Origin of the sequence: Mucilaginibacter frigoritolerans (assembly GCF_007830615.1) — a bacterium.
Lineage (GTDB): Bacteria > Bacteroidota > Bacteroidia > Sphingobacteriales > Sphingobacteriaceae > Mucilaginibacter > Mucilaginibacter frigoritolerans.
Genome location: NZ_VLLI01000007.1, coordinates 171,149 through 198,139 on the forward strand (window position 1 = coordinate 171,149; position 26,991 = coordinate 198,139).

The 26,991-nt window shown below is 41.1% G+C and carries 21 protein-coding genes; 8 read left to right on the forward strand and 13 right to left on the reverse strand.

From position 1 onward, the window contains the following. Positions 1-65: 65 nt before the first annotated feature. Both JN11_RS13150 and hemH read left to right on the forward strand, forming a co-directional pair. Complete coding sequence (locus JN11_RS13150) at positions 66-917, forward strand: 4-hydroxy-3-methylbut-2-enyl diphosphate reductase (protein WP_144913228.1); 852 nt, start codon at positions 66-68, stop codon at positions 915-917. A gap of 139 nt (positions 918-1,056) precedes the next feature. After that, on the forward strand, positions 1,057-2,082 hold the full coding sequence (hemH, locus tag JN11_RS13155; RefSeq protein ID WP_144913230.1) for a ferrochelatase: 1,026 nt from the start codon (positions 1,057-1,059) through the stop codon (positions 2,080-2,082). Positions 2,083-2,144: 62 nt separating this feature from the next. On the opposite strand, the gene JN11_RS13160 is transcribed toward hemH, so the two are convergent. Next, positions 2,145-3,110, reverse strand: a complete 966-nt coding sequence (locus JN11_RS13160; RefSeq protein WP_144913232.1) for an AAA family ATPase — start codon at positions 3,108-3,110, stop codon at positions 2,145-2,147. Positions 3,111-3,115: 5 nt separating this feature from the next. Continuing rightward, a complete protein-coding gene (locus JN11_RS13165) occupies positions 3,116-4,495 on the reverse strand; it encodes a peptidylprolyl isomerase (protein ID WP_144913233.1) in 1,380 nt (459 codons plus the stop codon). Between the two features lie 177 nt (positions 4,496-4,672). Here JN11_RS13165 and JN11_RS13170 point away from each other — a divergent pair, with 177 nt between their 5' ends. Together JN11_RS13170 and JN11_RS13175 are read left to right on the forward strand one after the other, a co-directional pair. Continuing rightward, on the forward strand, positions 4,673-5,194 hold the full coding sequence (locus tag JN11_RS13170) for a hypothetical protein (protein ID WP_144913234.1): 522 nt from the start codon (positions 4,673-4,675) through the stop codon (positions 5,192-5,194). Positions 5,195-5,198: 4 nt separating this feature from the next. Next, positions 5,199-5,783, forward strand: coding sequence for a non-canonical purine NTP diphosphatase (locus tag JN11_RS13175; RefSeq protein ID WP_144913236.1), 585 nt, complete (start codon positions 5,199-5,201; stop codon positions 5,781-5,783). A gap of 72 nt (positions 5,784-5,855) precedes the next feature. On the opposite strand, the gene JN11_RS13180 is transcribed toward JN11_RS13175, so the two are convergent. Then, a complete protein-coding gene (locus JN11_RS13180) occupies positions 5,856-8,537 on the reverse strand; it encodes an OstA-like protein (RefSeq protein ID WP_170227752.1) in 2,682 nt (893 codons plus the stop codon). Positions 8,538-8,587: 50 nt separating this feature from the next. Here JN11_RS13180 and tilS point away from each other — a divergent pair, with 50 nt between their 5' ends. Next, positions 8,588-9,922, forward strand: a complete 1,335-nt coding sequence (gene tilS, locus JN11_RS13185; RefSeq protein ID WP_144913239.1) for a tRNA lysidine(34) synthetase TilS — start codon at positions 8,588-8,590, stop codon at positions 9,920-9,922. 1 nt (position 9,923) lies between these two features. Continuing rightward, on the forward strand, positions 9,924-10,406 hold the full coding sequence (locus tag JN11_RS13190; RefSeq protein ID WP_144913241.1) for a hypothetical protein: 483 nt from the start codon (positions 9,924-9,926) through the stop codon (positions 10,404-10,406). Between the two features lie 80 nt (positions 10,407-10,486). Here the strand turns inward: JN11_RS13190 and JN11_RS13195 are convergent, their stop codons facing one another. From JN11_RS13195 to JN11_RS13240, 10 genes are all read right to left on the reverse strand, one after another. Beyond that, the gene (locus JN11_RS13195; RefSeq protein ID WP_211360750.1) at positions 10,487-11,566 is read right to left on the reverse strand and encodes an SGNH/GDSL hydrolase family protein; all 1,080 of its coding nucleotides are present in this window, start codon (positions 11,564-11,566) and stop codon (positions 10,487-10,489) included. Between the two features lie 146 nt (positions 11,567-11,712). Then, positions 11,713-12,753, reverse strand: coding sequence for a DUF6515 family protein (locus tag JN11_RS13200; protein WP_144913242.1), 1,041 nt, complete (start codon positions 12,751-12,753; stop codon positions 11,713-11,715). Between the two features lie 282 nt (positions 12,754-13,035). Further along, complete coding sequence (locus tag JN11_RS13205; protein ID WP_144913244.1) at positions 13,036-13,605, reverse strand: thiamine diphosphokinase; 570 nt, start codon at positions 13,603-13,605, stop codon at positions 13,036-13,038. 27 nt (positions 13,606-13,632) lie between these two features. Beyond that, entirely contained in the window at positions 13,633-14,259 is a 627-nt protein-coding gene (locus JN11_RS13210) for a thiamine phosphate synthase (RefSeq protein ID WP_144913246.1), read from the reverse strand. Positions 14,260-14,364: 105 nt separating this feature from the next. Beyond that, the gene (gene pafA / locus JN11_RS13215) at positions 14,365-16,062 is read right to left on the reverse strand and encodes an alkaline phosphatase PafA (protein ID WP_144913247.1); all 1,698 of its coding nucleotides are present in this window, start codon (positions 16,060-16,062) and stop codon (positions 14,365-14,367) included. A gap of 84 nt (positions 16,063-16,146) precedes the next feature. Continuing rightward, positions 16,147-17,295 carry an acyl-CoA dehydrogenase family protein gene (locus tag JN11_RS13220; protein ID WP_246139005.1) on the reverse strand — a complete coding sequence of 383 codons (1,149 nt, stop codon included), beginning with the start codon at positions 17,293-17,295 and terminating at the stop codon, positions 16,147-16,149. Beyond that, entirely contained in the window at positions 17,241-17,867 is a 627-nt protein-coding gene (pnuC, locus tag JN11_RS13225) for a nicotinamide riboside transporter PnuC (protein WP_144913251.1), read from the reverse strand. Before pnuC ends, JN11_RS13220 begins: the two co-directional genes overlap by 55 nt. A 12-nt stretch (positions 17,868-17,879) precedes the next feature. Next, positions 17,880-20,282: a TonB-dependent receptor gene (locus JN11_RS13230; protein WP_317131272.1), complete on the reverse strand. Its 2,403-nt coding sequence runs from the start codon at positions 20,280-20,282 to the stop codon at positions 17,880-17,882. A 563-nt stretch (positions 20,283-20,845) separates the two neighbouring features. After that, on the reverse strand, positions 20,846-22,663 hold the full coding sequence (locus JN11_RS13235; RefSeq protein ID WP_144913252.1) for a serine hydrolase domain-containing protein: 1,818 nt from the start codon (positions 22,661-22,663) through the stop codon (positions 20,846-20,848). Then, positions 22,650-24,281 carry an amidohydrolase gene (locus tag JN11_RS13240; RefSeq protein WP_144913254.1) on the reverse strand — a complete coding sequence of 544 codons (1,632 nt, stop codon included), beginning with the start codon at positions 24,279-24,281 and terminating at the stop codon, positions 22,650-22,652. Before JN11_RS13240 ends, JN11_RS13235 begins: the two co-directional genes overlap by 14 nt. A 120-nt stretch (positions 24,282-24,401) precedes the next feature. Between JN11_RS13240 and mutL the strand changes: the two genes are divergently transcribed. Both mutL and JN11_RS13250 read left to right on the forward strand, forming a co-directional pair. Further along, a complete protein-coding gene (gene mutL, locus JN11_RS13245) occupies positions 24,402-26,255 on the forward strand; it encodes a DNA mismatch repair endonuclease MutL (protein ID WP_144913256.1) in 1,854 nt (617 codons plus the stop codon). A gap of 26 nt (positions 26,256-26,281) precedes the next feature. After that, positions 26,282-26,980: a rhomboid family intramembrane serine protease gene (locus JN11_RS13250; protein ID WP_144913257.1), complete on the forward strand. Its 699-nt coding sequence runs from the start codon at positions 26,282-26,284 to the stop codon at positions 26,978-26,980. Positions 26,981-26,991 lie beyond the last annotated feature (11 nt).

Genomic DNA, 26,991 nt, shown 5'->3' on the forward strand with positions numbered 1-26,991 from the left:
GGGATGTTAAAATCTAAATACCACCTCATATTAATTCAATCTTTTTGATGTAATTTTGCACCATCATGGGAGAGTATCAATTAAACGTTACCATTGACCAGGATTCGGGCTTTTGTTTCGGGGTGGTTTATGCTATCGATATGGCTGAAGAAATATTAGCTGAAGACGGCTATCTTTATTGCCTCGGCGATATCGTGCATAATGATGAAGAAGTGGAGCGATTGAAGGCCAAAGGTTTAAAAATAATTGACCACGAAGACCTTAAAACGCTAAAGAACGAAAAGGTATTGATCCGTGCCCATGGAGAAGCTCCTGAAACCTACCGTACCGCGCTTGAAAATAATATTACACTTATTGATGCATCGTGCCCGGTAGTTTTAAAACTACAAAATAGGATCAAAACATCTTATGATGCCAATGAAAAGATATTAATATTTGGTAAGCATGGCCATGCAGAGGTGGTGGGATTACAGGGTCAAACCAATAATGAAGCTTTGGTTTTTCAGGATATTGCGGAGCTGGACGGCGTTGAACTTCCTCATAATATTACCCTCTACAGCCAGACCACCAAAAGCATGGAGAAGTTTTACAACGTAAAAGACCAGTTGTTGGAACGCGGGTACGACTTAAAGGCTAATGACACCATCTGTCGCCAGGTTTCTAACCGTGATATGGACCTTCCTAAATTTGTAAGTAAGTTTGATAAAATAGTGTTTGTTTCTGGTCGTAAATCATCAAACGGAAAGGTTTTATTTGAAGTTTGCCGCAAACACAATCCCAATACCTATTTCATATCAGCCACCAGCGAACTGGAAAAAAGCATGTTTGCCCAGGGCGATAAAGTAGGCATAGCCGGAGCAACATCAACACCTATGTGGTTAATGCAGCAGGTAAAGTCCGAACTGGAAAGTTATTGAGTTGTGGGATTAGCTACACGGCCAGGGTCCTGACCAGTAGTTTCTTATCATATAATTGTCAATAATGGAAGATCAACAATTCCTATTTTCAACTAATCTCCAATCTATAATTGCTAATCGCTAATTTCGCCAAACTATTATGGCAAAAAAAGGAATTTTACTGGTAAACCTAGGTACACCCGACAGTCCCGAAACAAAAGATGTTCGCAAATACCTGGCTGAGTTTTTAATGGACCCGAGGGTGATAGATGTAAATCCCGTATTACGCACCTTTTTAGTAAAAGGCATTATAGTTCCTTTCAGAAGCCCTAAATCGGCCAAACTTTATAAAGAGATTTGGGACGATAAAACAGGATCGCCATTACTCCATTACAGCATATTGCAGCACAAGCTGCTTGCCGACAGACTGGGCGATGAATATCAGGTAGAACTGGCCATGCGCTATCAAAGCCCTTCTATAGAATCGGCTTTAGATAAATTAAAGGCGTCATTAGTTGAAAGCATACAAGTAATTGCCTTGTTTCCGCAATACGCATCAGCAAGCACCGGGTCGGTATACGAAAAGGTGATGAATATTGTAGGTAAATGGCAAACTATTCCATCCATATCCTTCATCAATTCGTTTCATGATAATGAGCTGATGATAGAAACCTTTGCAGATAATGGCCGACAATATCAGCCTGAAACTTATGATCATATTTTATTCAGTTTTCATGGTTTACCCCAAAGGCAACTGATTAAATGCGACCATACAGATAATTTTTGCCTGAAAGTTGATGGCTGCTGCAATACTTTAAACGATACCAATAAGTTTTGCTATTCGGCTCAATCACATCATACGGCTAAGCTGATAGCTGAGAAATTAAATATCCCTAAAGAGAAATACACCATCTGCTTTCAATCACGCTTGGGAAGCGATCCATGGGTACAACCCTATACCAGTGAGATTGTAGCCAAATTGGCTAAAGAGGGTAAAAAACGCTTGCTGGTATTTTGCCCCGCCTTTGTTGCTGATTGCCTGGAAACTGTTTATGAGGTTACTGAAGAATACGGTGGTGAATTTAAAGCCCTTGGCGGCGAACATGTTCAACTGGTAGAAAGCCTTAACGACTCGCCAAAGTGGATCGATGCTTTGGAAGAAATGGTTAAAGGACAGAAATTTTGAGTATAAAACCGGCAGTCATCAGTCAATTATGAAATTGGACTATAACACCGGGCTTAATTTTCTTAAAAAAGTTGCTCAATGATGTCATCCGTTGATAAGCCTTCCGCTTCGGCATGGTAGCTACGCACAATGCGGTGCCTTAATATAGGTTTTGCTACGGCCTTTACATCTTCAATATCAGGAGAATATTTCCCGTTTATTACTGCGTGGCATTTGGCCCCCAGTATTAAAAACTGTGATGCACGCGGACCTGCACCCCAATTAAGTAAGCGCTTAACCTGTGGCGTGGCAAACTCGCCGTTAGGGCGGGTTTTTGATACCAGTTTTACAGCATATTCCAACACGTTATCCGTTACCGGGATATTACGTACCAATTGCTGAAAATAAATAATCTGCTCGGCATTTAACAGCTTGTTTACCGCTGTTTGGGCTGTACTGGTAGTATTTTTAACTACTTGCAGTTCTTCCTTAAATGTAGGATAATCCAACGCGATGTTAAACATAAAACGATCCAATTGCGCTTCCGGTAATGGGTAGGTACCCTCCTGCTCAATTGGATTTTGAGTAGCCAAAACAAAAAATGGCTTGGCTAATTTATGTGTTATACCTGCTGCGGTAACCGCTTTTTCCTGCATGGCTTCCAGTAAAGCAGCCTGCGTTTTGGGCGGTGTACGGTTTATCTCATCAGCAAGGATGATATTTGAAAAAACTGGCCCGTGTATAAATTTAAAATTCCGGTCTTCACCCAATATTTCAGAGCCAATAATATCAGAAGGCATCAGATCGGGTGTAAACTGTATCCGTTTAAAATCCAGATCAAGCACCTGTGCAACAGTTTGAACCAACAAGGTTTTTGCAAGGCCCGGAACACCTACCAATAAACAGTGCCCATTACTAAAAATAGAAATGAGCACATATTTAATTACTTCCTGCTGGCCAATAATAACTTTACCTATTTCTTCGCTTACTTGCTCATAGGTTTTCCTTAAAGCATCAGCAGCTTCCACATCCGAGCGGTGTTGCGTCATATTGTTTAAGGTTTAACTTCGGCAGTTGTTTGTGGTGTTGACCATCCTTTCAACTGTGAACATTGCTGATATTCAGGGTCAATTTTTATAAAAGTTTCTTTTCTTCTTTTCTGGAACCACTCACTCACAGTACGGTTAATTTTATCATTGGTAGCGTATTCCTTTATTTTAGGATAATCCTGAGTAAGGTTAGCCTTATGCGCAGGCGTGGTCGATTTCAGGAATAAAATCTTGTAGGTTTTTTTACCATCCTGACCGGTAAATAATTGCGGAACAGAAAGGCTGCCAACCTTCATGGTATCAGTAGTTAGCGCTACCTGCGGATCAAGCCTGTCTGTAGGGATATAAGTGGTACGTGTTTCCACATTATCAGCATTTAAAAGCATCCCGCCATTATATTTGGTGTCTTTATTATCAGAGTAATAAGCTGCTGCCGAAGAAAAGTCAATCTTTTTGTTCTTCCCTAACAGGTCATAAACACTATCTGCTTTTGCCTTTGCTCTGTCTAAACTGGCCTGGGTAACTGCCGGTACAATTAATATGTGCCTAACGTGTACCTGCTCGCCACGGCGCTCAATTACCTGTAAAAAGTGAAAACCATAATCCGATTCAAATACGGGCGAAATTTCGCCTGCTTTTAATTTAAAGGCCATTGCTGTAAACTCTTTCACAAAAGCGGTACGGTCATTAAAGCCCAAATCTCCACCTTCTGGTGCAGAACCCGGATCTTGTGAGTATAAACGCGCCAAAGCTCCAAAATCTTCGCCTTTTATAATTCTGGCGCGTAATTCTTCAGCTTTTTGACGATAGGCTTCTTTTTCTTCAGGAGTCAATTTTGGGTTAAATTGTATTTCACCAACTTCAACCTCTTTATTAAAGGTTGGCAAACTGTCTTTGGGAATTTTAGTAAAGAAATTCTGAACGTCTAAAGGAGTTGTGTTTACGTTTGAGGTGATTTTTTCCTGCATTTTGCGTGCCACCAAACTTTCTCTTATATCCGGACGGATTTCATCTTTGTATTGAATTACAGAGCGGCCCAAAAACTGCTCCAGCCTGTCCTGACCACCAGCCCTTTGGATCATACCACGCATACGACGGTCAACATCGGCATCTACTTCATCGTCCTTTACGTCGATACTATCAATTACTGCCTGTTGGGCCAATAACTTTTGTGTTAACAAGCTCTGCAATATCTGGCATTTAATGTCAGCATTAGGCGAGTTACCCTGAGCCAGGTAGGAAGCATATTTTAACTCAATATCCGATTCCAATATAATACCACTGCCCACCACACCAGCAATTTTATCCAGTGTACGTTTTTGCTGCGCGCTGGCAACTGAAATTAATGTAACAAAACTTAAAATGGCTAACCCAAACTTTCTCATGTATCTAATACTAATTAAACAACAGACCATTAGTCCGTTAAAAACTCCGAATTTCGGTAAAATTTATTAATTATGGCTGTACAAAATTTGCTATTTACTATACGCCCATAATAATTTGTGCGAATATGCCGATAATGCTTCAAACTGTTTAACTACTTTTGGTTAAAATTTGTTAAAGTGCATATAGAAAACCCGCTTGCTTTCAGTTTTATTATGCAGGAAGATATTTTCCTGCTCAATAATGACAAGGCTGTTTACAATCATCCACCAATTATTAAAGAGGAAACGGTTGAACCGCCTGTTACAGAAACGCCGCCGCTTAGCTTTAATTACCTTGGTAAGCATAAAAAAAACTTCCTCATCATTACCCATTATCAAAATACTGATTTTATTGCTCCGAATCATTTAACAGCGTTGGAAAATACGATTAAACGTCTTGATTTTAGTTTAGATGATGTAGCTATTTTAAACTGCGCCAAACATCCGGAAGCCACATTGGAACAACTGACCACTTTCTTTTCGCCGCAAAAATTGCTGGTACTGGGTCAATATGCATTACCTGTCGAACTGAAAAGTATTACCATTAATAAATTACACCAGCTTAATAGCTGCCGTACGCTGTTCACTTTCAGCTTTGATGAAATGATGGATAATAATGAGTACAAAAAGGCTTTTTGGGAACAAATGAAACAATTGTAATATTATGCAACAATTAGTTTTTGCTACCAACAACCGCCATAAGCTGGATGAGGTTGCCGATAAAATAAAAGGACAGATCAAATTACTCACCCTTAGTGACATTGGCTGCAATGATGACATTGCCGAAACCGGTTTAACGTTCAGAGAAAATGCTGCTATAAAGAGTAAATTTATTTACCATAAATACAAGCTGAATTGTTTTGGGGATGACAGCGGACTGGAGATTGATGCCCTGAACGGTGAACCTGGCGTTTTTTCGGCACGATATGCCGGCGAACATGGTAACCATGAGGCTAACATTAACAAGGTGCTCATCAATCTGAAAAATGAAACTAACCGTAAGGCCCGTTTCCATACCATTATCTCATTGATATGGGAGGGTGAGGAACATTTTTTTGAAGGAACCGTTGAAGGCACTATCCGCCATGAAAAATCAGGCAGTGAAGGATTTGGCTACGATCCCATTTTTGAGCCCGAGGGCTATGACGTGACCTTTGCCGAGATGACTATGGAAGAAAAGAATGGCATCAGTCACAGAGCTAAGGCCGTGGAGCAATTGGTTGCTTTTTTAGGGGCCCTTAAGGCCTGAAAGATAAAAAAGTTTGCCATGCTTCTCCGCCAAATGGTGGAGAAGCATGGCAAAGAGAAAAAATGTCTCCTCTTAATTCCCTGCGTTTTTCTTCACAGTATCCTTCTTCATGTTGATGGAAGGTTTCTTTGTAGTATCCGTTTTCAAAATACTGTCTTTGCCTGTTTTCAATGACGTTGGCTTTGCTGGAGCAGTAGTACCAGTGCTATCCTTACCGGCTTTTATACCATTTAATAAACCGGGCAGCTTGTTTTGGATACTATCTTTACTTGTAGTTTTACTACCTGGCACTTTTTTCCCAGCACCTTTACCTCCTTTGTTCTTAGCATCTTTGCCTGCTGCTTTTGCTGCCGCAGCTGTTGCTTTTTTAGTATAGGATGGAATGATAGATTCTTTAGATACCGGCCTGTCCTTCGGTTTCCAGATAAAACCTTTTAAAACGCGGTCGTCTTCCTTAAATTTATTCAGCGGCCCGTACTTGTTTTCAGGCTTGGTATAAAATACAAGGGTGGTTACTTTATTATCTTTAAAATCAACCCGGATACGGCTGCTGATCGAACGCTGCATTCCGCTGATGGTGTTTTTGGCACTATCCCTCGAAAAATAAATACTTTCGGCATTGCCTTCAATAAACATGCGCCATAACTTATCATTCTTAAAAAAGCCACGCATCCGCTTACCACCCACCTGGTTAAAGTGGACGGAATCCTTCTTTTCCGTATTCACAATAAAGGCGTTGGGCCACATCGTCATATTATCCATCTTCTTATGCTTCATCTGCAAATGAATAGTATCTCCTGATAACTGCGAACCCTCCGTCCACATCATTGGGTTAACATAACAACGCATAGTAGAGTCGGCTCCGCTGTAGAACATGGAATCTGACTTGGCCTGCAAGTCCGACTTAAACATTTTAAAATGATGGTGTCCAATAATTATCCTTATCCGCGCCGTATCACTCGGCTCCAGTTTCTTAGCCATATCGATAGAATCGGCCATTTGCTTTTTCTGCAGGCTATCCAGCATCAGCTGCTTTTTAGTTGGCGCCTTTACCGGCTTTTTCTTAACCACTTTCGGCTTAGGCTTTCCAAAATACTCGCTGTGGAAAAAGCTGGTATCGCGTGATAAACCAACATAGCTGGCAGTTAAATATTTGGATTCTTTTCCCTGCACCTTTGGTTTTTTTGATTTACCGGTAGTATCGCGTATGTGGGCCAATCGCTGTTTTTCCTGGTATATCTTTAAATCCTTATAGGTCATTATCTGCGTTTCAATGGTATCGGCAGACATAAAAATAGAATCGAGTTTAGTTTTGCCGGTATCCTTACGGGTACGCAACGTTGTATCGGGCACATCTTTTCCCGTTTTGCTTTTTACCAGGTCCTTTAACTTTTGCTGGTTTTGTTTTGATGTGGCAGCCGTTTTTATGGAGCCTGGCACATTTTTCAAGGCCGAATCAACCTTGTTGCGCAATTCTTTATTTTTTGAAGCCTTTTTAAGGGCAGAATCTGCCTGTGTAACTAAGCCTTTATTAGCCGCAGCCTGCCTTCGTAAAATGGAATCAGCTTTTTGCAGGGTGTCTTTACCGGGCATATGCAGCTTTTTCAGGGCCGAATCAGCCTTCGTATTAATGTCTTTAGCGGGAAGGTTCAACTTTTTTAAGGCTGAGTCCGGCTTCATGTTGATGTCTTTTAACGGGATGGAATGCGTAGGGATAGTTTGTTTAATCAACTGATCCATGTTGCCTATTCCCTTGGTTTTATCGAGCGACTTTACGATAGCAGCATCCGCTTTGGCCACAGAGTCTGATTTTGTAGCTTTAGTAGTTGAATCGGTTTGGGTGCTGTCTTTCTTTTCGGTAACCATTATCACGTAAGGATCCTGCGTCATTACGGTAAGTTCCTTCTCTTTAAAATAAGTTCCCAGGTTGCCCTTTATGGTTGTTTTTTGCTCCTCATCCTTAAAAGTGACGTGCATAACCGCCCGGCCATAGCCCTTTAGTTTATCATAAAACAAACTATCACCTTTTAATGATTTGGTACCCGATTTATATAAATTATTTTTTCCGAAGGCGGCCTGCTCAATTACCGTATTGTAATAACCATTTTCGGTGTATAGCGTATCCTGATCCTTTTTCTTTTCGCCTTTTTTAGGGAGACTATAAATGTGTGTAGGTCCATAAAAATAGGAAATCTTGCTACCTGTATTATAACGCATGGTATCGGTTATCACCAATGCATCAGGCGTGGTGAGGGATACATTGTATCGAAAATAAGAATCGCGTGTGAAGGCAAAATAGTACCCATTTTTACTCAATAAAGTATTATCCTTGTTTACCAACTTACCCCCATCGGTATAAGTACCTATACGGGATGCTGTATTATAATTAAGGTGATTGGTGGTTAGTGTGGCATCTTTATCAACCATGCGCACATTATCAGTTAATATGGCGGTTTTGGTATTGCCGTTATAGTTCAGTTTATCTGAGTAGATGTTCAGTGTATCGCCCTGGTTAATAATTACGTGGCCAAAGGCATCAAAGGCATTATCTTGCGGATAAAAGTAAGCACTATCAGAAGTCAGGGTAGAATAGTCCTGCTTAAAGGTACCCTGGTATACTTTAATAACATCCTTGCCGTTAAGCTTTATGCCCGTACTGCTAGTTGAATGCACCAGGTTTACCACCGATTTTTTTTGGCACAAAGCCGCAGCCGTTATCAGCAATAAAACTATACTTAGAACATATTTCCTCACGGGCGCAAAATTAGTTTTTTGTTGGGGTTTTAAATTAATAATTTTGAAGGATGCTGCCTGTTAACCGTTTCACCCAATTTATAGCGCAAAATAACCTGTTTTCGGCTGATAATAAAATATTAGCAGCGGTAAGCGGCGGTATGGATTCGGTTGTTATGGCGCATTTATTAAAAGTTGCCGGGTTTAATTTTAGCATTGCACATTGTAATTTTCAGCTACGCGGCGATGAAGCAGTGGGTGATCAGGCTTTTTGTAATGACCTGGCCCTGCAACTGCGCGTGCCTTTTCACACTATTAATTTTGATACGGTAAAATATGTTTCAGATAATAAGGTTTCAACTCAAATGGCAGCCCGGGAACTTCGTTATCAATGGTTTGAACAGTTAAGGCAACAGCACGATTATTCGGTTATTGCACTTGCTCATCATCAAAACGATGCAATTGAAACAATATTGTTGAACCTTACCCGCGGCACGGGGATTGCCGGCATGCACGGCATACTCCCAAAAAATGGATTGCTGGTGCGCCCCCTTTTATTTTTAACACGTGAGGAAATACAACAAATTATTACCGATAACCGCCTGGCATTTGTAGAAGATAGCTCCAACGCCTCCGCAAAGTATGCACGTAATAAAATTAGGCTGGAAGTAATTCCCAAACTAAAAGAATTAAACCCAAACCTGGAAAGTACGTTTAACCATAACCTGGAGCATTTTCGTGGCTTGGAGTTATTGCTGCAGCAAAAGGTGGCTGAGCTAAAACATGAACTTTTTATACAGCATGACGAGGAGATTCACATTCCTTTAGCAAAAATAAAAATGTTGGAGCCAAAGAGACTATTGCTTTTTAACTTGCTACAGGAATACGGATTTAACGAAACTAGTATTGACGATCTGATTTCTTCGCTGGATAAACACTCAGGCAGAATATTTGAATCGGCTGGGTTCAACTTATTGCTGGATAGGGAACGGCTGATCATCAGCCCTAATAAAACAGCCCTAATAAAACCTGTACAGTTCACTGAAAATACGCATGAGGTAGATTTTGGAAGTTATAAACTGACTTTATTGCATGATGATAGTCCGCTGATTGTAAAAAACAACCCAATGGCTGCCTCTGTGGATGCAGACCTGTTGCAATATCCCTTAACTTTGCGCACCTGGCAGCAAGGCGATTATTTTTACCCTATTGGGATGCGGACAAGAAAAAAGTTAAGTGATTTTTTTATAGATCAGAAAGTTCCCTTGCACGAAAAAAATAATATCCCGTTATTAGTTAACGCAAATGACGAGCTGATTTGGATTGGCGGTTACCGGCCCGATGACCGGTATAAAGTAAGTAAGAACACCAAAAAAGTAACTATATTCGAACTGATTAAAAAATAAGATGAGCGAAAAACCGGCTTTTATTGAAAAACAATACCTGGGCAGGGAATTTATACCCATTACCATAAGGCTGGTACTGGCTATGTTTTGCTTTGCCGCTTATTTTTTTACCGACGAGCGCGAGCGCAACGGCGACCTGCTGGTAGTGGTTGGCTTTGCCATTATTATTATCTCCATTATTATGGGCTTTTTACTGCATTTCCGCACGCAGGTACAAAATAAAAGCATACTACTTAATGGCCTTTGGACCACCCGCCTGGTAAAGATTGACCTGAACGGGATTATAAAAGCCGAAAAAGGACAATACAGCAAGTATTTATTTAACAATCCGGTTTATAACCTGCATACCAAAGGCACCATCCGGTTTTACACTGCCGGCAATGATGCCATTCACCTTACTGACCGCGACGGACTTATCTACATCATCGGATCACAACATGCCAATGAGTTTTTAAGGGCGATTAAGGACGAAATGAAGAAGTAATATGTACCAGGTGTGCCACCCGGTACATATGGCACACCTGGTACCCCCAAAAAAACAACGCCATCATAAGTGCATTTAGCTTACCAGCCTTTTAACTGCTTAATATAAGCGGTTAATTCATTCGCTATTAATTCGTGATCGGCCAGATCGGGATGACCTCCACAGCCGTTGTGATATTGACGTGAAAAGAAATATTTGGATACCCGTTTATCTCCGGCAGCATTCAGGTTATTGGTAATGGCTGTTAAGTATCGCTGTAAAACGATACTTAATGTTTTATCGCCCATAGGGCTGGTAAGGCAAATAATATCTGCCTTGGGGTAATGCTGTCTGATGGTTTTGATAAAATTAATGTATGCGGTACAAAACTGAGTAGAATCTTGCTGAGGCCCATCATTTTGGCCAAGGCAAATAGTAACTACATCCGGGCGGTACGTTTTAAAGTCCCACTTAATAGAGTCGCTGCGCAAAAATACTTTATCGTAAATCTGCGGCATTACCACCTCCATATTACAGCAGCTGTGTATCAATCCAACACCTGCCTGGGCCGTTAACTGCCATTGTGCATTCAAGTTGCGTGAGGTACGTGCCCCATAACTCATATAACCATTATGCTGATCATACCACTGGCCCTTATCGCAGGCAATTACCGAAAGATCCATCCCGGTACCGCTGGTAATAGAATCGCCAAAATATTCAATTTTACGCTTCGGCTTGGCCGATAAAGGCAAAAGCTGCTCACATCTGAAACCAACTATATCAATATATCCTGTATTGGATTCTGTATCCTTACAAATCAGGATAGTATGTTCCCCATCAGACAAACCATCCGGAATGCTGATTACATTTATTTTATCTTTTAATTTAATGCGATAAGGATTTTTACCATCAATCACTATCTCCAGGTAGTTGTGGTTATCGCCAGGCACTTCGTCATTAATTAACACTTCACATTTACTTCCCTTAAATTTTGCTTCTACGTAAACACCGGATGCCCAGATACGTGGGATATGCGGGTTTTTTAAAGAGATGCGGCCCGTATATTGAATAAGCGGGTCATCCGCGTTAAATGTTTTTATATCACCGTGCCTATTTAAAGCATTTGCAGATACATTACTTAAGGTAATTAACAGGAGTAAATAAAGAAAATGTTTAATCATTGGTAGCAAATTTAACAAAGTAAAAATAGGGAATTATAAAACCGGAATATCAATATTATAATAGCATTGATTGGTTTTTATAAACCATAGCACACAAAAAAGGCGGACAAGTAAACCAGTCCGCCTTTTTTGTATGCTATAATTAGTTAGTTAGCATCAGGTTCGTCTGATGGTAAACCAACAATTTTGTAGGTAGTAGCGCCACTTTGGTCAACCTGTTCCTGGTAGTAAACGCCATCAGGTGATACATATAACTTATTACCATTAACCTTTATTTTCCTGCAATCGGGAGGAAGCTGTGTAACAATATCGCCTATTTGCGGGCCTTGTTGCTGTTGCTGATCGTCTTGTGTTGTATTTAATACGCCATCTTTTCCGGCAATCATATAAACAACACTGCCATCATCCTTGGTAACGGGTTGGTAGTAAACACCATTCAACTCGTAATATTGCTGACCGTTAATCATTATCGATTGCGCATTGGCCGGCAAAGTGGTTATTTGAGCACCAATAGGAGGCTCAACTACGGTATATTGATCATTTTCATACTGATAGTATAAACCATCGCTATAAAAATACTGGTAATCCCCAAAGTAAAAAGGATAATAGCCATAAGGCAATACGCCGCAGGTAAAACCTAGTCTTGGCAAATAATAAGAACTGTAATAACCATGATTGTTATAATAATAACCATGATTTCCCCAATAACCTACCGGACCACGTCCATAACCAATTTGCGGTGCTGTACGGTAGCCAGTTACTCCGCCTGAAACAGGTCCTCTTACACCAGTCCCGGCAGAGCCAGAAGCATAATTGGTGCCTCTTTGAGCAACTACGGCTCCTGATCTTTGTACACCTACATTATTACGAATTACATTTCCCTGGCGATCAACATAAACCGGCCCTCTTACCGCTCCTGCAGGGCGCTGATACGAACCACCACCTGAAGGACGTGAATAATTAGCTCCACCTGATGATGGACGGGCACTATAGTTGCTACTACCGCCTGATGACCTGGCAGGTGCGCCACCACCTGAACCACCTGATGATCTGCTGCCGCCGCCACCTGAGTTGCCGCTGCTACTACCACCATTGCTAGTACGTTGTGCACTAACAGGCATTGCTAAAAACAGGCAACAAAGCAAGCTTAAAGCAAAGTAAACTGAATTTTTATATAGCGTTTTCATTATTGTTTTTTTTTAAATTGAGGTCAGCAATAAAGGGGAGCAATTGCCTGATTTGTATATTTTAGACTAATGATTTGTTTAACGGTTTAATGCACAATAAATTATTTGTTAATAATAATTAAAAAAACGGCAATCTTCTTATTAAACTATAAATGTTACAGAAAGCTGTACACAATTGGGTTAAAACAACTATCTAAATTAAATACGGAATCAAGAGTAATAATGTTACAACAGCTATTTAAATATCAGTAATCAGACTTATATACTAATAGCCAAATCTGATTATATTTCTTCTGCAATAAATACAAATGGCTCGTCAAAATGAAGGCTAAAAAAACCGTCGGCAGTTGTTTTATATTGATGGTCTTTTATTTGTTTAAGGCCACTATGCTCTAAATGGGTGGCCGCACTTAACAATTCAATTATTTCATCTCGCGGTTTCCATTTACGAAAGCCAGGATTAATGGGATAAATTTTATGCTGATTATTAAATATCACCAGGTCAATCTGGTTTGCAAAATGTTCATAATCTTTTAGGTCCAGCTTATCCGTAACGATGTTAACAGCAGGATACTCGTAGCTTACCAGATACTTAAGTGCAGCATCAGTTAAATTATCATTTCCTGGCGACATGAGCTTTACGTCTGATTGCAAATCATCATCGCTGCCACTGGTAATCATCCAATCTATTTTAATACCATTGGCATGCAGTCTTTCCGCAGTTTGCTGGGTGGTAATAACAGTAGGGCTCCATTCCAGTAATTGTCCAAGCAATTCATCGTCAAAACCATCAAGGCCGAGCACCAACAGTGCGGGCTCCTGTTTTTCGCGAACTACATGATGGGATGACATAGATTGGTATTTTGTATGGTAAATTTACTAATATATCTGCTGATAAAAATCTTTTATGGCGCGTGCCGGATCAATTGCCAAATTAATTGCAGCAGATACTGCAATACCATAAACACCGGTTCGCAACAAAGGTTCTGCATCAATAAGTTTTATTCCCCCCACTGCTATAACCGGAACTTCAATTTCAGGATGTTGTTGTAATTCGCGATAGCCTTCAAAACCAAGTAAGGTATAATAGTTGGGTTTTGTATCTGTATGTGCAAAGGGCCCATACCCGCAGTAATCAACCACACCTGTTTGCTGTACATTCAGCAGCATTTGAATATTAGTTGCAGATGCACCTAATGTTTTTTCATCACTTATGACCAAACGGATAGCTGCAAAATCAGCATCAAAATCTTCAATATGTACTCCCTGGGCATCCACTTTATCCAATAAATGATAATGATTGGTTAAAACGAGTGTTGCCCCCCAATCATCGCAAACAACTGCTATCTCATTAATTTCATCAATCAGTTCATTATCAGGTTTAGTAAGGCAACGGTATTGGATCCAGTTAGCCCCTGCTTCGCATGCTATAATAACCTGTTCCAGATGAGTGCGGTGAGGCAGATCCTGTGTAAGGTAATGGAATTTAGAAATGTATTTCTTCATAGTATGAACCAAAAAGCCCGGAAGATGGATAATGTTTACAAATGACGTTTATTTTTCTGTAAGCACTTCCATCTTCCGGACTTTGCCGACTCATCAAATTAATGATTATTTTTTCAACACCTCGCTTATTGGCTGACCAATGCAGCCGTTAGGTGCCTGTATATGCAATAGTGCGGCTACGGTAGCAGCAATATCAGTCATATGTGTTTCGCGAACGATAGTTCCATGCTGAATACCCCATCCCATAAATACCAGAGGGATGTGGTTATCATAAGGGTTCCAGGTACCATGGGTAGTTCCGGTTGGACCACTATCACCAGAACCGTGGCCTGTAAACCATCCTGGTTTTAAAATAATTTGGATTTCACCACTATGCTCAACACTATATCCGTTCATTATCCTTGTGCGTAATGCCTCAGGAAGATCAGCAGTCTGTACTTTTTTCATATCTACAGCAAAGGCAATAGCAGGTTGTTGCTGTAAATAGCTTATGCAGTCTTTCTTAAGTGCATCCATGTCAAGATGCAGGTAATTAGTAGTTTTGTAATTGAAATTTACCTGGTAATTAGTAAGGCTCAATACTAATCCATCTACCTTATATTTATCCAGCAAATATTTATTCAGGTCCTTCAAAGCATCACCATCATCCCATACACCGGCAGGAATGCCATGATCATTTAAAAAGGCTGTGTTATGTGCCGCACCATGGTCGGCAGTTAAAAATACTGTATAGTTTCCTTTACCAACTTTAGCATCCAGGTAAGTTAAAAATGAAGCCAGGTCACGGTCAAGATGCAGGTAAGTATCTTCAATTTCAACCGCGTTGATACCAAACTGGTGGCCAATATAATCTGTTGATGACAGGCTCACTGCTAAAAAGTCGGTCACACTGTGCTGACCCAGTTCTTCGCTGTTAATGGCTGCTACTGCAAAATCAAGTGTTAAGGTATTACCAAAAGGTGTTGAACGTATTAACCCTAAATTGCCTTTATAAATGGCCGATGTTTTAACCGGTAAGGTTGGGGCATCAGTACCTTTAAACTTACCTTCATATTTTGTGTTATCCGGTGTGCTTTGCAAATAGGTATCCAGCGGATAAAGCGGATTCCAATCAACCTTTAAATAGGTTTCGGCAAGTTTTTGATCGTTAAAATCACTCACCCATTGTGGCAGGTTCTGCATGTAATAAGTACTGGTGATCCAGTTTCCTGTTTTGTCATCAAACCAGTAAGCCGCATCAGCGCTGTGACCGGCAGGTAAAATACCACCACGATCTTTTAAAGCAATACCAATAACTTTTGAGCGGAAATTGGTAGCCAGTTTAAGCTCATCTGTTACGGTAGTGGTTAATAAATTACGGGGTGACATCTGGCCCGCTTTTGAAGTGCTGCCAACCGTTTGTACAGTAGTATCTTCTGTGCAATACATCGATTTGCCGGTTGCCTGGATAATAAAATCATTACCCGCTATACCATGAATAGCGGGAACCGAACCGGTATAAATACAGGTATGACCAGGAGCAGTAAAAGTAGGGATATAATCAACTTGTGTATTTTCACAGCTAAACCCTTCGTTTAACAATCGCTTAAAACCATTATTTTGATAGCGATCATAAAAGCGATATAAGTAATCCCAGCGCATTTGGTCAACCACAATACCAACCACTAATTTGGGGCGGGGTAATGCGGTAGATGTAGCCGCGGGCGCCGGAGCAGAAGCTACTGCAGTTTTCTTTTTTGTTTGGGCTGATGCAGATATAGTTACAAAAGCGAATGCCAGGAAAAGTAAATGTTTTATCCTCATTTTAAAGATTTTATTAAGCGCAAATATCAGCAATGCAATTAAATTTCAATGTGATATTTGCGTTAATATGATGATAACCCTGAATTAACTTTCAAAGGTTAAAAGGGTATGCTGGCTGGCAGTATGCAAATCGCGCCAAACCCGGTTAATTTCTGTATCGGGTGATGCGGCCATCAGACCGCAATAGGGATATAGTTCATCCACGTGTTTGCGAGCCGTTAGCGCCAACTTGCGGCTGGTAGGGCTTATCAGTTCCAATGCGGATAAATTATTTATTTGCCACGAACTGTCAACTGCATTATAAAAACTTTCCCGGGCCAAATTACCCTCCGCTTTTATAGCAATCAGTTTACCACTCAATAATGTTTTTTGATCTTCCGTATACTTCCCCAACTTTATTCTTTGCTGAATAATTTCTTCAGCCAAATCAATAAAGTGAATGGCCATACCCATTAAATTAGCCGCTAATGTAGCCTCCGCCAATTGGCGAAATGGATACTGGTAAAGTCTGCTTTTAATGGTTACAGCATCAGCATCTATTTTAAAGCAACGGTTTTTACTGACTTTTACATTTTCCATTTTAAAGGAGTGACTACCCGTTGCTACCATCCCTATATATTTCCAGGTTGATAGTAACTCCACATCCTTTTTATCCACTATAAAAGGCAATATAAGCGGGCTACCATCAGCATTAAGCACAGTCCCGTTTTCATTTCTGATGATGCAATTAGCGGTAAAATGCGTTGCATGATAAGCGCCACTGGCATAGTTCCACGTACCTTTGAGTTCGTATCCATCAGGCAATATAAGCGCTTCACCTGTGGAGGCACCGCTGCCTGCCAAACAGGTTCTTTCATCACCAAATAAAGCGGGTGCTAAATCTGCATCAATAAATCCGGCAAACCAGCCGGCACCGCAACATAGGGTAAATACCCAGCCAAAGCTGCCATCGGCCCAACTTAGTCCTTCCTGCAGCCGCACCAGTTGGGGGATGGTTAAGTTCAGTCCGCCGTAGTACTCAGGCATTAAAGCTTTAAACCATTTTTGCTGATAAACTAATTTCAATTGTTCCGGGTGCAACTTTCCGAGCTGTTCGGCTTCGGCTGCTTTTCGTCGTATGGTTTGTTGCCAATCCCGCTGTATAAAAGCCAAAGGATGAGGGATATGTTTCATATTCATCAGCTCAATACAGGCTCCGTTTCCTGGTTCTCTTTTTTGTAGATGCCGGCCCATTCAAAATATCCCCAAAAAGCAATCACAAATAAAAACAAGGTGAGCAATGCCAGCATAGGTAATTTTTTATAAAATAATAATGGGATAGCCACCAGGTTACTGATGTTTAACAATACCCAGTTTTCGATTTTTCTGCGTGCCAGCAGCCACATCCCCGCCCATGCTGTTGCCGAAGCAAATGAATCCCAAAAAGGCACGTTCGATGTGGTAAACTCTTTAAGCAGCACATACAGTATTATCCAGCCGACAAAAACAATGGCAACGGTAATAATCCATTCTCTTTTATTGCACCAGGAAATCTTTACTTCCTGCTTACCGCTTTTGGAGAGCCAGAAAACCCATCCATAAACACTCATTACCAAATAATAAACATTCAGGGCCGATTCGGCATATAAGCCAGCAATCAGCAGCAAATAAATTCCGATTAGGGTACCTGCAATACCAGTAGGGTAAAGCCACACATTATTAACCCGGGCCAGCAGTACTTCGGCTACGCCTAAAATTACAGCAAGCCACTCCAACAGAGTGGTTTGCTGTAGCTGTTCCTCAAATAATTTGATCCAATTATGCATTATATAACCAGATTAAAATTTCAGGTTAAGCGATGCCAGGAAGTTGATTGGCGCCTGGGTGAAAAAGTAATTGTAGTTAACCACTTTGCCGCCTTCAATATCAGGGTAAGTGGCCCCGTCAGACTGATACTTTTCGCTGAAAATATTGTTAATCAGCAAGCCTATACCGATGTTCTTAACTCCTTTTATGCTGAAATTATAGTTTAAACGGATATCGTTAACAAAATAAGCATCCAGTGAGCGGGAAACTGTTGAGGTATTATCCAGGTACTGGCGACCAACATATTTACTGATAAAAGCAATTTCGGCATGAGATGTTGGGTGATAGCTAATAGTGCTTCCACCTACAAAACTAGGCGAATAGGCTATATCCGTTTTGTTATATTGTTTGTATAAAACGGTTTCGCCATTGTCATAATCGGTTAAGTATTGTTGAAAGTTGTATACCTTATTACTACTTACCGATGCATTAAGTCCCCAGCTTAATTGCTGAGTGATGATTAACTTACCATCGGCCTCAATACCTTCGCGGTAACTGTCCTTAACATTACTGCGGATAGCTGCCCCTACATCATTCAAGGCTCCGGTTAATATCAACTGGTTATTATAATGCATGTAAAAGCCGTTAATGCCACCACTGAAGATAGAAGAATGGGTACGATAGCCAAATTCCCAATCATACAGTGTTTCAGGTTTTGGGCGGCTTTCCGGGGTAGACTGTGTATAGTCGTCCCTATCTGGTTCATGGTTACCTACTGAAAATGATGCATAAACATTGCTCCGGTCGGTCATCTGGTAGGTAATACCTGCTTTAGGATTCACAAAGTTTAAATCAACCTGTTGCTGTACGTTGTTCAGGTTTTCATCAAACCCTAAAAAGGAATAATAGATATGCCTGTACTGCAAATCGCCGTAAAACAGGAACTTATCCAAATGATACTCAGCCCGGGCGAAAACATTGAAATCGTTCTTTTGAGCCGTATTTTCTGAGTATTGATACCCCGGGGTAATACCTGCGCTTTGAGCTGTCCATTGTATATTATTGTAGTGGTCGCCATCATACTCATTATAAGCACCGCCCAATATAAACGAGGCATTTTTTTGAGGGCGATAGGTAAAATTATAGGTAGCACCGTAAAAATTATTGCTTAACCATAATTGGCGTGTAAGGTCGGTTGCAGAAATAGTGGTTCCGCCTACAGTTACCGGTTTAAGGCCATAGTTTTTCAAAGAATCATTAATGGCATACTCTTCATAATATCCGTAGCCCTTGGTAAAGTGCAAGGCTCCGCTAAAAGAAAGTTTATCAGAAAGCTTTTGATCATACAATAGCTGATAATAGTTCTGTGTGTAATTATCAGTTTGGTTACCATAAAAAGGGGCAGTACCGTTAACATTTTCTGAACCCAACTGATTATAGCGGCGATTACCCGCCAGCACACTATCCTGCGGAACGCCGTTCCAGGCCTGGTAAGTACGCTCATAACCCGAAAAAACGTTTAGCCGCAATACGCTGTTTTTGCCGTAGTAAGCACCGGTTAAAAAGAATGATTTGAGGTGCGAAAAGGCACGGTCGATATATCCGTCAGAATTAATATCAGAAAAACGGCCATCAACGGAAAAATGGCCATCCAACAAACCGGTACCTAAAGCAACAGTATTTTTAATGGTACCATATGAACCGACAGAATTGTTCAGCTCTACGTAACCGGTATCGCGGCGGGTGGTGGTTTGGATATTGATACTCGCGCCAAAAGCGCCTGCACCATTGGTTGAGGTACCTACACCGCGTTGCACCTGGATATTTTCGACTGATGATGCAAGGTCGGGTAAATCCACAAAATAAACACCCTGATCTTCGGCATCATTCAGCGGAATACCATTAAGGGTAACGTTGATACGGGTAGCATCCGAACCGCGGATCCGTACACTGGTGTAACCCACACCGGCACCGGCATTTGATGATACTACGGCTGATGGTGTTTGATCGAGCAGGTACTCAAATCCCCGACCGCTATTATTTGCCTCAATATCACCTTTGTTTAAATTGGTATAAGCAGTGGGCGAATTGGCCGAAGCGCGGGTAGCAGTTACGGTAACTTCTTCCGTTAATAAATTGGATTTACCAAGCTTAAAATCAAAAGTCTGGTCGCTGTTTAATACGATGCTTTTTGTTGCCACTTGGTAGCCTATGTAAGATACCTTGATGGTGTAATTACCAGCTTGCAAGCCGTTAATTTTGTAAATACCTGATACATCAGCAGCTACACTGGTATGCGTACCGGTAAGGGCAACGCTTGCGCCGGGCAGTATTTCGCCGGTTTGCTGGTCAGTAATTTTTCCGGAAATAGTGAATTGGGCCGATGCCATGACAGGCAGCAGCAAGGCGAAAACCGCCGAAAGTAAATTTTTCAAAATAAATTAAACAATAAATTAGTTAAACCATCTGCCGCATCAGGGCGAATACGCAGTACACTTAACTTGTTACCTCTCCCTACGCCGGCATTACCCGGATCAGGTGTATGTTTTTGAGTCTTTAGTCCTGAGTCTTTAGTCTGAAGCCGGATATCGACTTAAAACTTTGAACTTTAGGCTTTCGACTAAAAAACAACGGGTTTGATCTCAGCCTGTCTTTCAGTTTGGTAAAATAACCTGCAGATTATTTTGCGACCAAAGCAAGGCACCCCTTGAGAATTATAAGGCAAATATAGGTTTTGATTTTAGATTTATAACATTGAGGCAAGGATTTGTGAAATATCGAATGTTTGTAGCATCCTAAAAGGCTTACAGGGTTAGTTTCAAGCCCAAGCATCTGCCCAGCTTTTCGTCATGCCGAACTTGTTTCGGCACCCCATCTGCAAAGCTGTACACCAGGCAATCCGCTTGTCCTGTGAGGTGCCGAAACAAGTTCGGCATGACGTCTATTTTTTATTCTTTCATAAATCCGCAATCGAAACTCCGAATTCCGAATTCAAAACTTACATTCCCTTTTGTATCGCTTCGTAAACCACATCCTGTATCCTCGGACGAATATTTAAGCTGGATAACTTACTACTCAAGTTGGGATATACCCGGTTGGATAGAAAAATATAAACCAGGTTATATTTCGGGTCAACCCATACGCAGGTGCCGGTAAAACCGGTATGCCCGTAAGCCTGGTTCGATGCCAGCTTGGATGGATAATGATGATCCAGATCGGGATCCCACCTGTCAAAACCCAGGCCTCTTCTACTTATAGGTGATTGTTTGGCCGTAAACTGGGTTATTGTTTCGGGTTTAATGTATTGTACGCCACCATAGCTACCACCATTAAGCACCATCTGGTATAAAATGGCCACATCATTGGCACTGGCAAATAGCCCGGCATGGCCAGCCACACCACCCATCAAGGCTGCAGTGGGGTCATGAACGTAACCATCCAATACAGCGTGACGATAAACCTGGTCATCTTCTGTAGGCACTATCTGAGCCGGCGAAAAGCGATATAATGGTAAAAATCCAGCGGTTTGCATTCCCAGCGGATTGTAAAACTGCTGTTGGGTGTAAATATTTTCCGGGGTTGAGGTAACTGTTTCAATAATTTGCTGCACGTAGCACATGCTTAAATCACTGTACACATATTGTCCACGGGTTTTTAAAGTAGAGTTCAGCATCTCCGGCCACATTACATCCTTAAAATAATCCTTCCTTAAATAGTAATGCTCATTTACTTTAGTTGGGTAAGCAGCTGAAGAATCGACACTTTTATCCAAAGGTTTGATGGCTTCCAATGTGGGAATATCGGGGATCAATCCTGCCTGGTGTTCCAGCAGCTCGCGCACCAGCAACCCGCTTTTATTGGTTTTACGGGTAATTGGCAAATAAGTACCAACCGTCGAATCAACATTCAGTCTACCCTGGTCAACCAGCTGCATGGTTTCCATGGTAGTGGCTGATATTTTGGTCATGGATGCCAAATCGAAAATATCGGTTAGCTTATCCGGTATAGTTTTGTCATAAGTATGATAGCCATATGCCTTGTTAAATATCACTTTGCCATCTTTTACTACCAGCACTACACAGCCGGGAGTTGCCCTTTCCAGTATCGCTTCGCTGGCAATATTATCAATGTCCAGTAAATTAGTGGCATTTACGCCCGCATCTTCAGGAACAGTATATTGTAAGCGTATTTTGCTTGTTATAAAACCCATATTGGTTTTATAGGCATAAGAGATATTTCTATTTAGTTTTTGGGTGATGGCAACACCCCCAAATATGGTCTGAGCGCTCCATAGTGCTGCAACCGGCGAAACCCGTTCTGTCCAGATGATGGGTACGGTAACATAAGTTAGCTTCGCCAGTGAATTGGAATTACCGGACAAGGCAATCACCACATTTTTAATTTTTTGATTACTGTTAATGAAATTGATGATCTGTGGGTTCTCCATGTCTGCATCTGTTAGCTGCACAATCAGGGTGTTATACCATTTCAAATCAGTTGAAAGATCGTCTAACGTTTTTATGCCGGTATAATTGCTGCCGTTAAAGGAGGCTACTTTGGTGTATTTATTTAACAAACTATCAAAACCAGCTGCATAAGGGCTGGTAAAATGGATACTGGCAACTTTTAACTCATCGAGGTTTTGAAGCGGGATCAAATAGTTTGCATTATTAAATAAAATGGTGGATTGTTCTGCCAGCTTTTCTTCTTTCACATAGGATAATCCGCTTGCCGACGGATTTTGCGCACACGCTGAGTTCAATAAAATAAATACCAACAATATTGGGGTATATAAGCGGCACTTATTTTTTCTCATAAACCTTCTCTCCATTTATATAAGTTTTCAAAACATGTACATTAGGCAGCTGATTGCCGCTTGCTTTCATTATATCATTATCCAGTATCACAAAATCGGCGTACTTGCCGGGCTCAATACTTCCTTTTTCTTTTTCTTCAAAATTGGCTTTGGCGGCCCAGATAGTCATTCCTCTTAAAGCCTCTATCCTGCTCAATGCATTTTCGGGTTGGAAACCACCCTCCGGAAATCCTTTCAAATCCTTGCGCTCCACTGCGGCATAAAACGTATACATCGGGTTAATGTTTTCGACGGGAAAGTCTGTACCTAATGGGATCCATCCGTTTTGCTGCAACAATTGCTTATAAGCATAGGCCGATTTTAAGCGCTTTTTACCTAAACGGTCGCCGGCCCAATACATATCCGATGTGGCATGTGTAGGCTGAACGGAAGGAATAATGCTGTATTCGCCAAATAATTTAACATCCTCCGGCGCTACAATCTGCGAGTGCTCAATCCGCCACCTGCGGTCATTTTTCCCTTTTAAAACACTGGCATAAATTTTAAGCATTACACGGTTTGCCGAGTCGCCAATAGCATGGGTACACATCTGGAAACCTTTGGCCGCCAGTTTTTCGGCAACATCCTGAAAATGTTTCTGACTGCTCAGCAAAAAGCCGCGCCAGTTTTTCTGATCATTATAAGGTTGCAACAAACACGCCCCTCTTGAACCCAAAGCACCATCGGCATAAACTTTAAATGCGCGTACATCCAACCCGGGGGTTTTAAATACTCCGCGTTTAAATAAATAGGCGAAATTATCAGGATCGTCAGACAGCATTACATACATGCGCATTTTTAAAGACCCCTTGTGTTGTAATTGTGCAATAGTATTCACCATGGTATATGGCAATCCGCAATCATCAACAGTAGTTAAACCCACAGCAAAACAGTTAGCCTGTGCATCCAGCAAAGCTGATTGAATAAGGGTATCTGTTGGAGGCGGCATTTTACGGCGCACCAGGCCCTCGGCATTATCAATCAAAACCCCTGTTAGTTTACCGTTTATAGTCTCTATTTTGCCACCGGCTATGGTTTGCCCCGGCTTAATGCCTGCAATATTTAAGGCTGCCTGGTTAACAATAATTGCATGCCCATCAATGCGGCCCAAAATTACCGGGCGCACCGGGAATAAAGAATCCAGCTTAGCTTTATCCGGAAATTGTTTGTTTTTCCATTTGTTTTGATCCCATCCACGACCAATGATCCAGCCATCGGGGTTTTTACGTGCATAAGTACTGATAGAATCAACTACCTCCTGCCAGCTTTGTGTTTTCTCAAGCCTAACCTCCTGCAAACTCAATCCGTAATTATAAAAGTGCGCATGGGCGTCAATAAACCCCGGATAAACGGCTTTTCCACCTGCATCAACAACTTCGTGTGCTTTATATTTCTGCTCCAGGGTATCAATATTACCAACAGCAATAATTTTTCCGGCATTTACTACAAATGCATTTGCGGTAGCAAAGCTGCTATCAACGGTGTATACTACAGCGTTTTTTATCAGTAAATCGGCATTGTAATCTTTATTCTTACAGGCTGTTATCAACACAAATAACCAGGGCCAAATTTTTTTCATAGAAGGGTATTTTTTAAAAGTTGAAAGCTACAAAACTATATACAAAATCAAATCCATAAAGTTATGCCGCTAAATAATTAATTTAGCATCGAAAACGAAACAGAAGGGAATTTTTACAAAATGTCAGATATTATACAGCTTTTACCAGATGCCGTTGCCAACCAGATTGCCGCAGGCGAAGTAGTGCAACGACCAGCATCAGCCGTAAAAGAACTAGTGGAGAATGCTATTGATGCCGGGGCAGATAAAATACAACTGATATTAAAGGATGCCGGAAAATCACTAATACAGGTGATTGATAACGGCTGCGGGATGAGTGTTACAGATGCCCGCATGTGCTTTGAGCGCCATGCTACCTCCAAAATAAAAAAGGCCGAAGATCTTTTTGCTATCCGTACCATGGGTTTCAGAGGCGAAGCAATGGCTTCTATTGCTGCTATTGCCCATGTAGAACTCAAAACCCGCAGACATGAAGATGAACTGGGCACCTGCATTACTATTGAAGGATCAGAAGTACTGAGTCAGGAGGCTTGTTCTGCCAATACGGGTACATCCATATCTATAAAAAACTTATTCTACAATACGCCTGCCCGCCGTAACTTTTTAAAGAGCAACCCGGTAGAAATGCGGCATATTATTGACGAGTTTCAGCGTGTTACGCTAGCTAATCCGCATATTTTTTTCACTATGCACCATGATGGGCAGGAGGTTTATCACCTACCTGGATCAACGCTTAAGCAACGCATTATCCATTTATTTGGCAATAATTATAATGAGCGCCTGGTACCCGTTGAAGAGGATACCATTGTAATAAAGCTGCATGGTTTTGTTGGCAAGCCCGAGTATGCCCGTAAAACCCGTGGCGAACAATTCTTTTTTGTAAACAACCGCTTTATAAAGGATGCATATTTGAATCATGCCATCATGATGGCATTTAAGGAGCTGCTGCCCGAAGATACCTTCCCACTATATGTTTTATTTATAGAGATTGATCCGGCAAAGATTGATATCAATGTTCATCCAACTAAAACAGAAATTAAATACCAGGATGAGCAAACTATTTATGCCATTATCCGCTCGGCGGTAAAACGGTCATTGGGCAGGTATAATATTACCCCAAGTCTCGATTTTGATCAGGAAAACAGCATTGAGCATTTGGTTACGCCAAAACCACTGGAAGAGATTGTGCCGCCGACGATTAGCTTTAATCCTGATTTTAATCCTTTTGATTCGGATAAAAAGCCAGCGTACCAGTCTACCTATTCTGGCAATAACGATTACCGGAACTCGCCTATCCCTAAAAACTGGGATACCTTGTACGAGATCAGTAAAAAAGGCACCATCGTACAACAACAGATGCACGAGGAAAAAGCCATTGAGGTGGATGACCAGGAGATTAACAAACCCAGCGAAAGGCAGCTTTTTCAGATCCAGAACCGGTTTATCCTGTCACAGATTAAATCGGGTTTTATGCTCATTAACCAGCAGGCTGCACATGAGCGTATTTTGTACGAACGCTTTTTACAGCAATTACAAACACACTCGGGCGTAAGTCAGCAAAGTTTGTTCCCGCAATCGGTAACATTAAATAGTGCAGATTTTGAATTATTAAAAGAACTTTTACCCGATATTCGCGCCCTGGGTTTTGATATTCGTGAGTTTGGCAAAAACACCGTGGTGGTAGAAGGCATCCCGGCAGATTTGATCAATGCTGATGAAAGTGAAATACTTGAACAATTACTGGAAGGCTTTAAAAACAACCAGGCAATTTTAAAATTAGATAAACGCGACAGCCTGGCACGCTCGCTTGCACGCAATGCTGCAACAAAAGCGGGCACAAAGATGTCATTAGAGGAAATGAATTTGTTGATCGACCAGCTTTTTGCCTGCCAGATGCCTAACCTGGCACTAAACGGCAAACTGGTAATCACTACTTTTACATTAAACGAACTTTTAGAACGATTTGATAAATAAAGCTTAGACAGTTTTAATACATTATTATGAGCGCATACAGGCAATCACCATTCGCCAATTTAACCCCGGTTGTAAAAAACCTGCTGATCATTAATCTGATCTGTTTTATTCCATTTGTGATATTGAGCGATGATGCTTATCAAAGGTTAATAGTTGAAAACCTAGGAGTATTTTATTTCAACGCTCCTAAATTCAGGGCATGGCAAATCATTACCTATATGTTCTTACATGGTGGATGGACGCATATTCTGTTTAACATGTTTGCTTTGTTTTCATTTGGACCAATTTTGGAATATGCCATTGGCCCCAAACGTTTCCTTAATCTTTATTTTATTTGCGGAATAGGTGCTATTTTATTTCAATGGCTTGTACAAGCATATGAAGTACACGCGATTACAGGAGGGATAACTATACCTTTTCATTTTGGACCAGATGATCTTTCCGTTCCTTTAAAAATCAGGGAAATTTATCATGTACCTTTAGTAGGAGCTTCCGGGGCAATTTTCGGTGTTTTAGTTGCTTTTGCCATGCTTTATCCCAACTTGGAACTAATGATAATGTTTATACCTGTACCCATCAAAGCAAAGTACATTATACCTGTTTATATTATTATTGAAATTTTTTTAGGCGTAGGTCAATTTGGTGGCGATAATGTGGCTCACTTTGCACACTTAGGGGGTGCGTTGCTGGGCTTTATATTGGTGAAATTCTGGCGCCTGCGGTAGCCTAAAAAAGA

Excerpts from the sequence above, each read along its gene's own strand:
- JN11_RS13150 (WP_144913228.1), top strand. The coding sequence starts at position 66 with ATGGGAGAGTATCAATTAAACGTTACCATTGACCAGGATTCGGGCTTT.
- hemH (WP_144913230.1), top strand. The coding sequence starts at position 1,057 with ATGGCAAAAAAAGGAATTTTACTGGTAAACCTAGGTACACCCGACAGT.
- JN11_RS13160 (WP_144913232.1), bottom strand. The coding sequence starts at position 3,110 with ATGACGCAACACCGCTCGGATGTGGAAGCTGCTGATGCTTTAAGGAAA.
- JN11_RS13165 (WP_144913233.1), bottom strand. The coding sequence starts at position 4,495 with ATGAGAAAGTTTGGGTTAGCCATTTTAAGTTTTGTTACATTAATTTCA.
- JN11_RS13175 (WP_144913236.1), top strand. The coding sequence starts at position 5,199 with ATGCAACAATTAGTTTTTGCTACCAACAACCGCCATAAGCTGGATGAG.
- tilS (WP_144913239.1), top strand. The coding sequence starts at position 8,588 with ATGCTGCCTGTTAACCGTTTCACCCAATTTATAGCGCAAAATAACCTG.
- JN11_RS13190 (WP_144913241.1), top strand. The coding sequence starts at position 9,924 with ATGAGCGAAAAACCGGCTTTTATTGAAAAACAATACCTGGGCAGGGAA.
- JN11_RS13195 (WP_211360750.1), bottom strand. The coding sequence starts at position 11,566 with ATGATTAAACATTTTCTTTATTTACTCCTGTTAATTACCTTAAGTAAT.
- JN11_RS13200 (WP_144913242.1), bottom strand. The coding sequence starts at position 12,753 with ATGAAAACGCTATATAAAAATTCAGTTTACTTTGCTTTAAGCTTGCTT.
- JN11_RS13205 (WP_144913244.1), bottom strand. The coding sequence starts at position 13,605 with ATGTCATCCCATCATGTAGTTCGCGAAAAACAGGAGCCCGCACTGTTG.
- JN11_RS13210 (WP_144913246.1), bottom strand. The coding sequence starts at position 14,259 with ATGAAGAAATACATTTCTAAATTCCATTACCTTACACAGGATCTGCCT.
- pafA (WP_144913247.1), bottom strand. The coding sequence starts at position 16,062 with ATGAGGATAAAACATTTACTTTTCCTGGCATTCGCTTTTGTAACTATA.
- JN11_RS13220 (WP_246139005.1), bottom strand. The coding sequence starts at position 17,295 with ATGGGCCGGCATCTACAAAAAAGAGAACCAGGAAACGGAGCCTGTATT.
- pnuC (WP_144913251.1), bottom strand. The coding sequence starts at position 17,867 with ATGCATAATTGGATCAAATTATTTGAGGAACAGCTACAGCAAACCACT.
- JN11_RS13235 (WP_144913252.1), bottom strand. The coding sequence starts at position 22,663 with ATGAGAAAAAATAAGTGCCGCTTATATACCCCAATATTGTTGGTATTT.
- JN11_RS13240 (WP_144913254.1), bottom strand. The coding sequence starts at position 24,281 with ATGAAAAAAATTTGGCCCTGGTTATTTGTGTTGATAACAGCCTGTAAG.
- mutL (WP_144913256.1), top strand. The coding sequence starts at position 24,402 with ATGTCAGATATTATACAGCTTTTACCAGATGCCGTTGCCAACCAGATT.
- JN11_RS13250 (WP_144913257.1), top strand. The coding sequence starts at position 26,282 with ATGAGCGCATACAGGCAATCACCATTCGCCAATTTAACCCCGGTTGTA.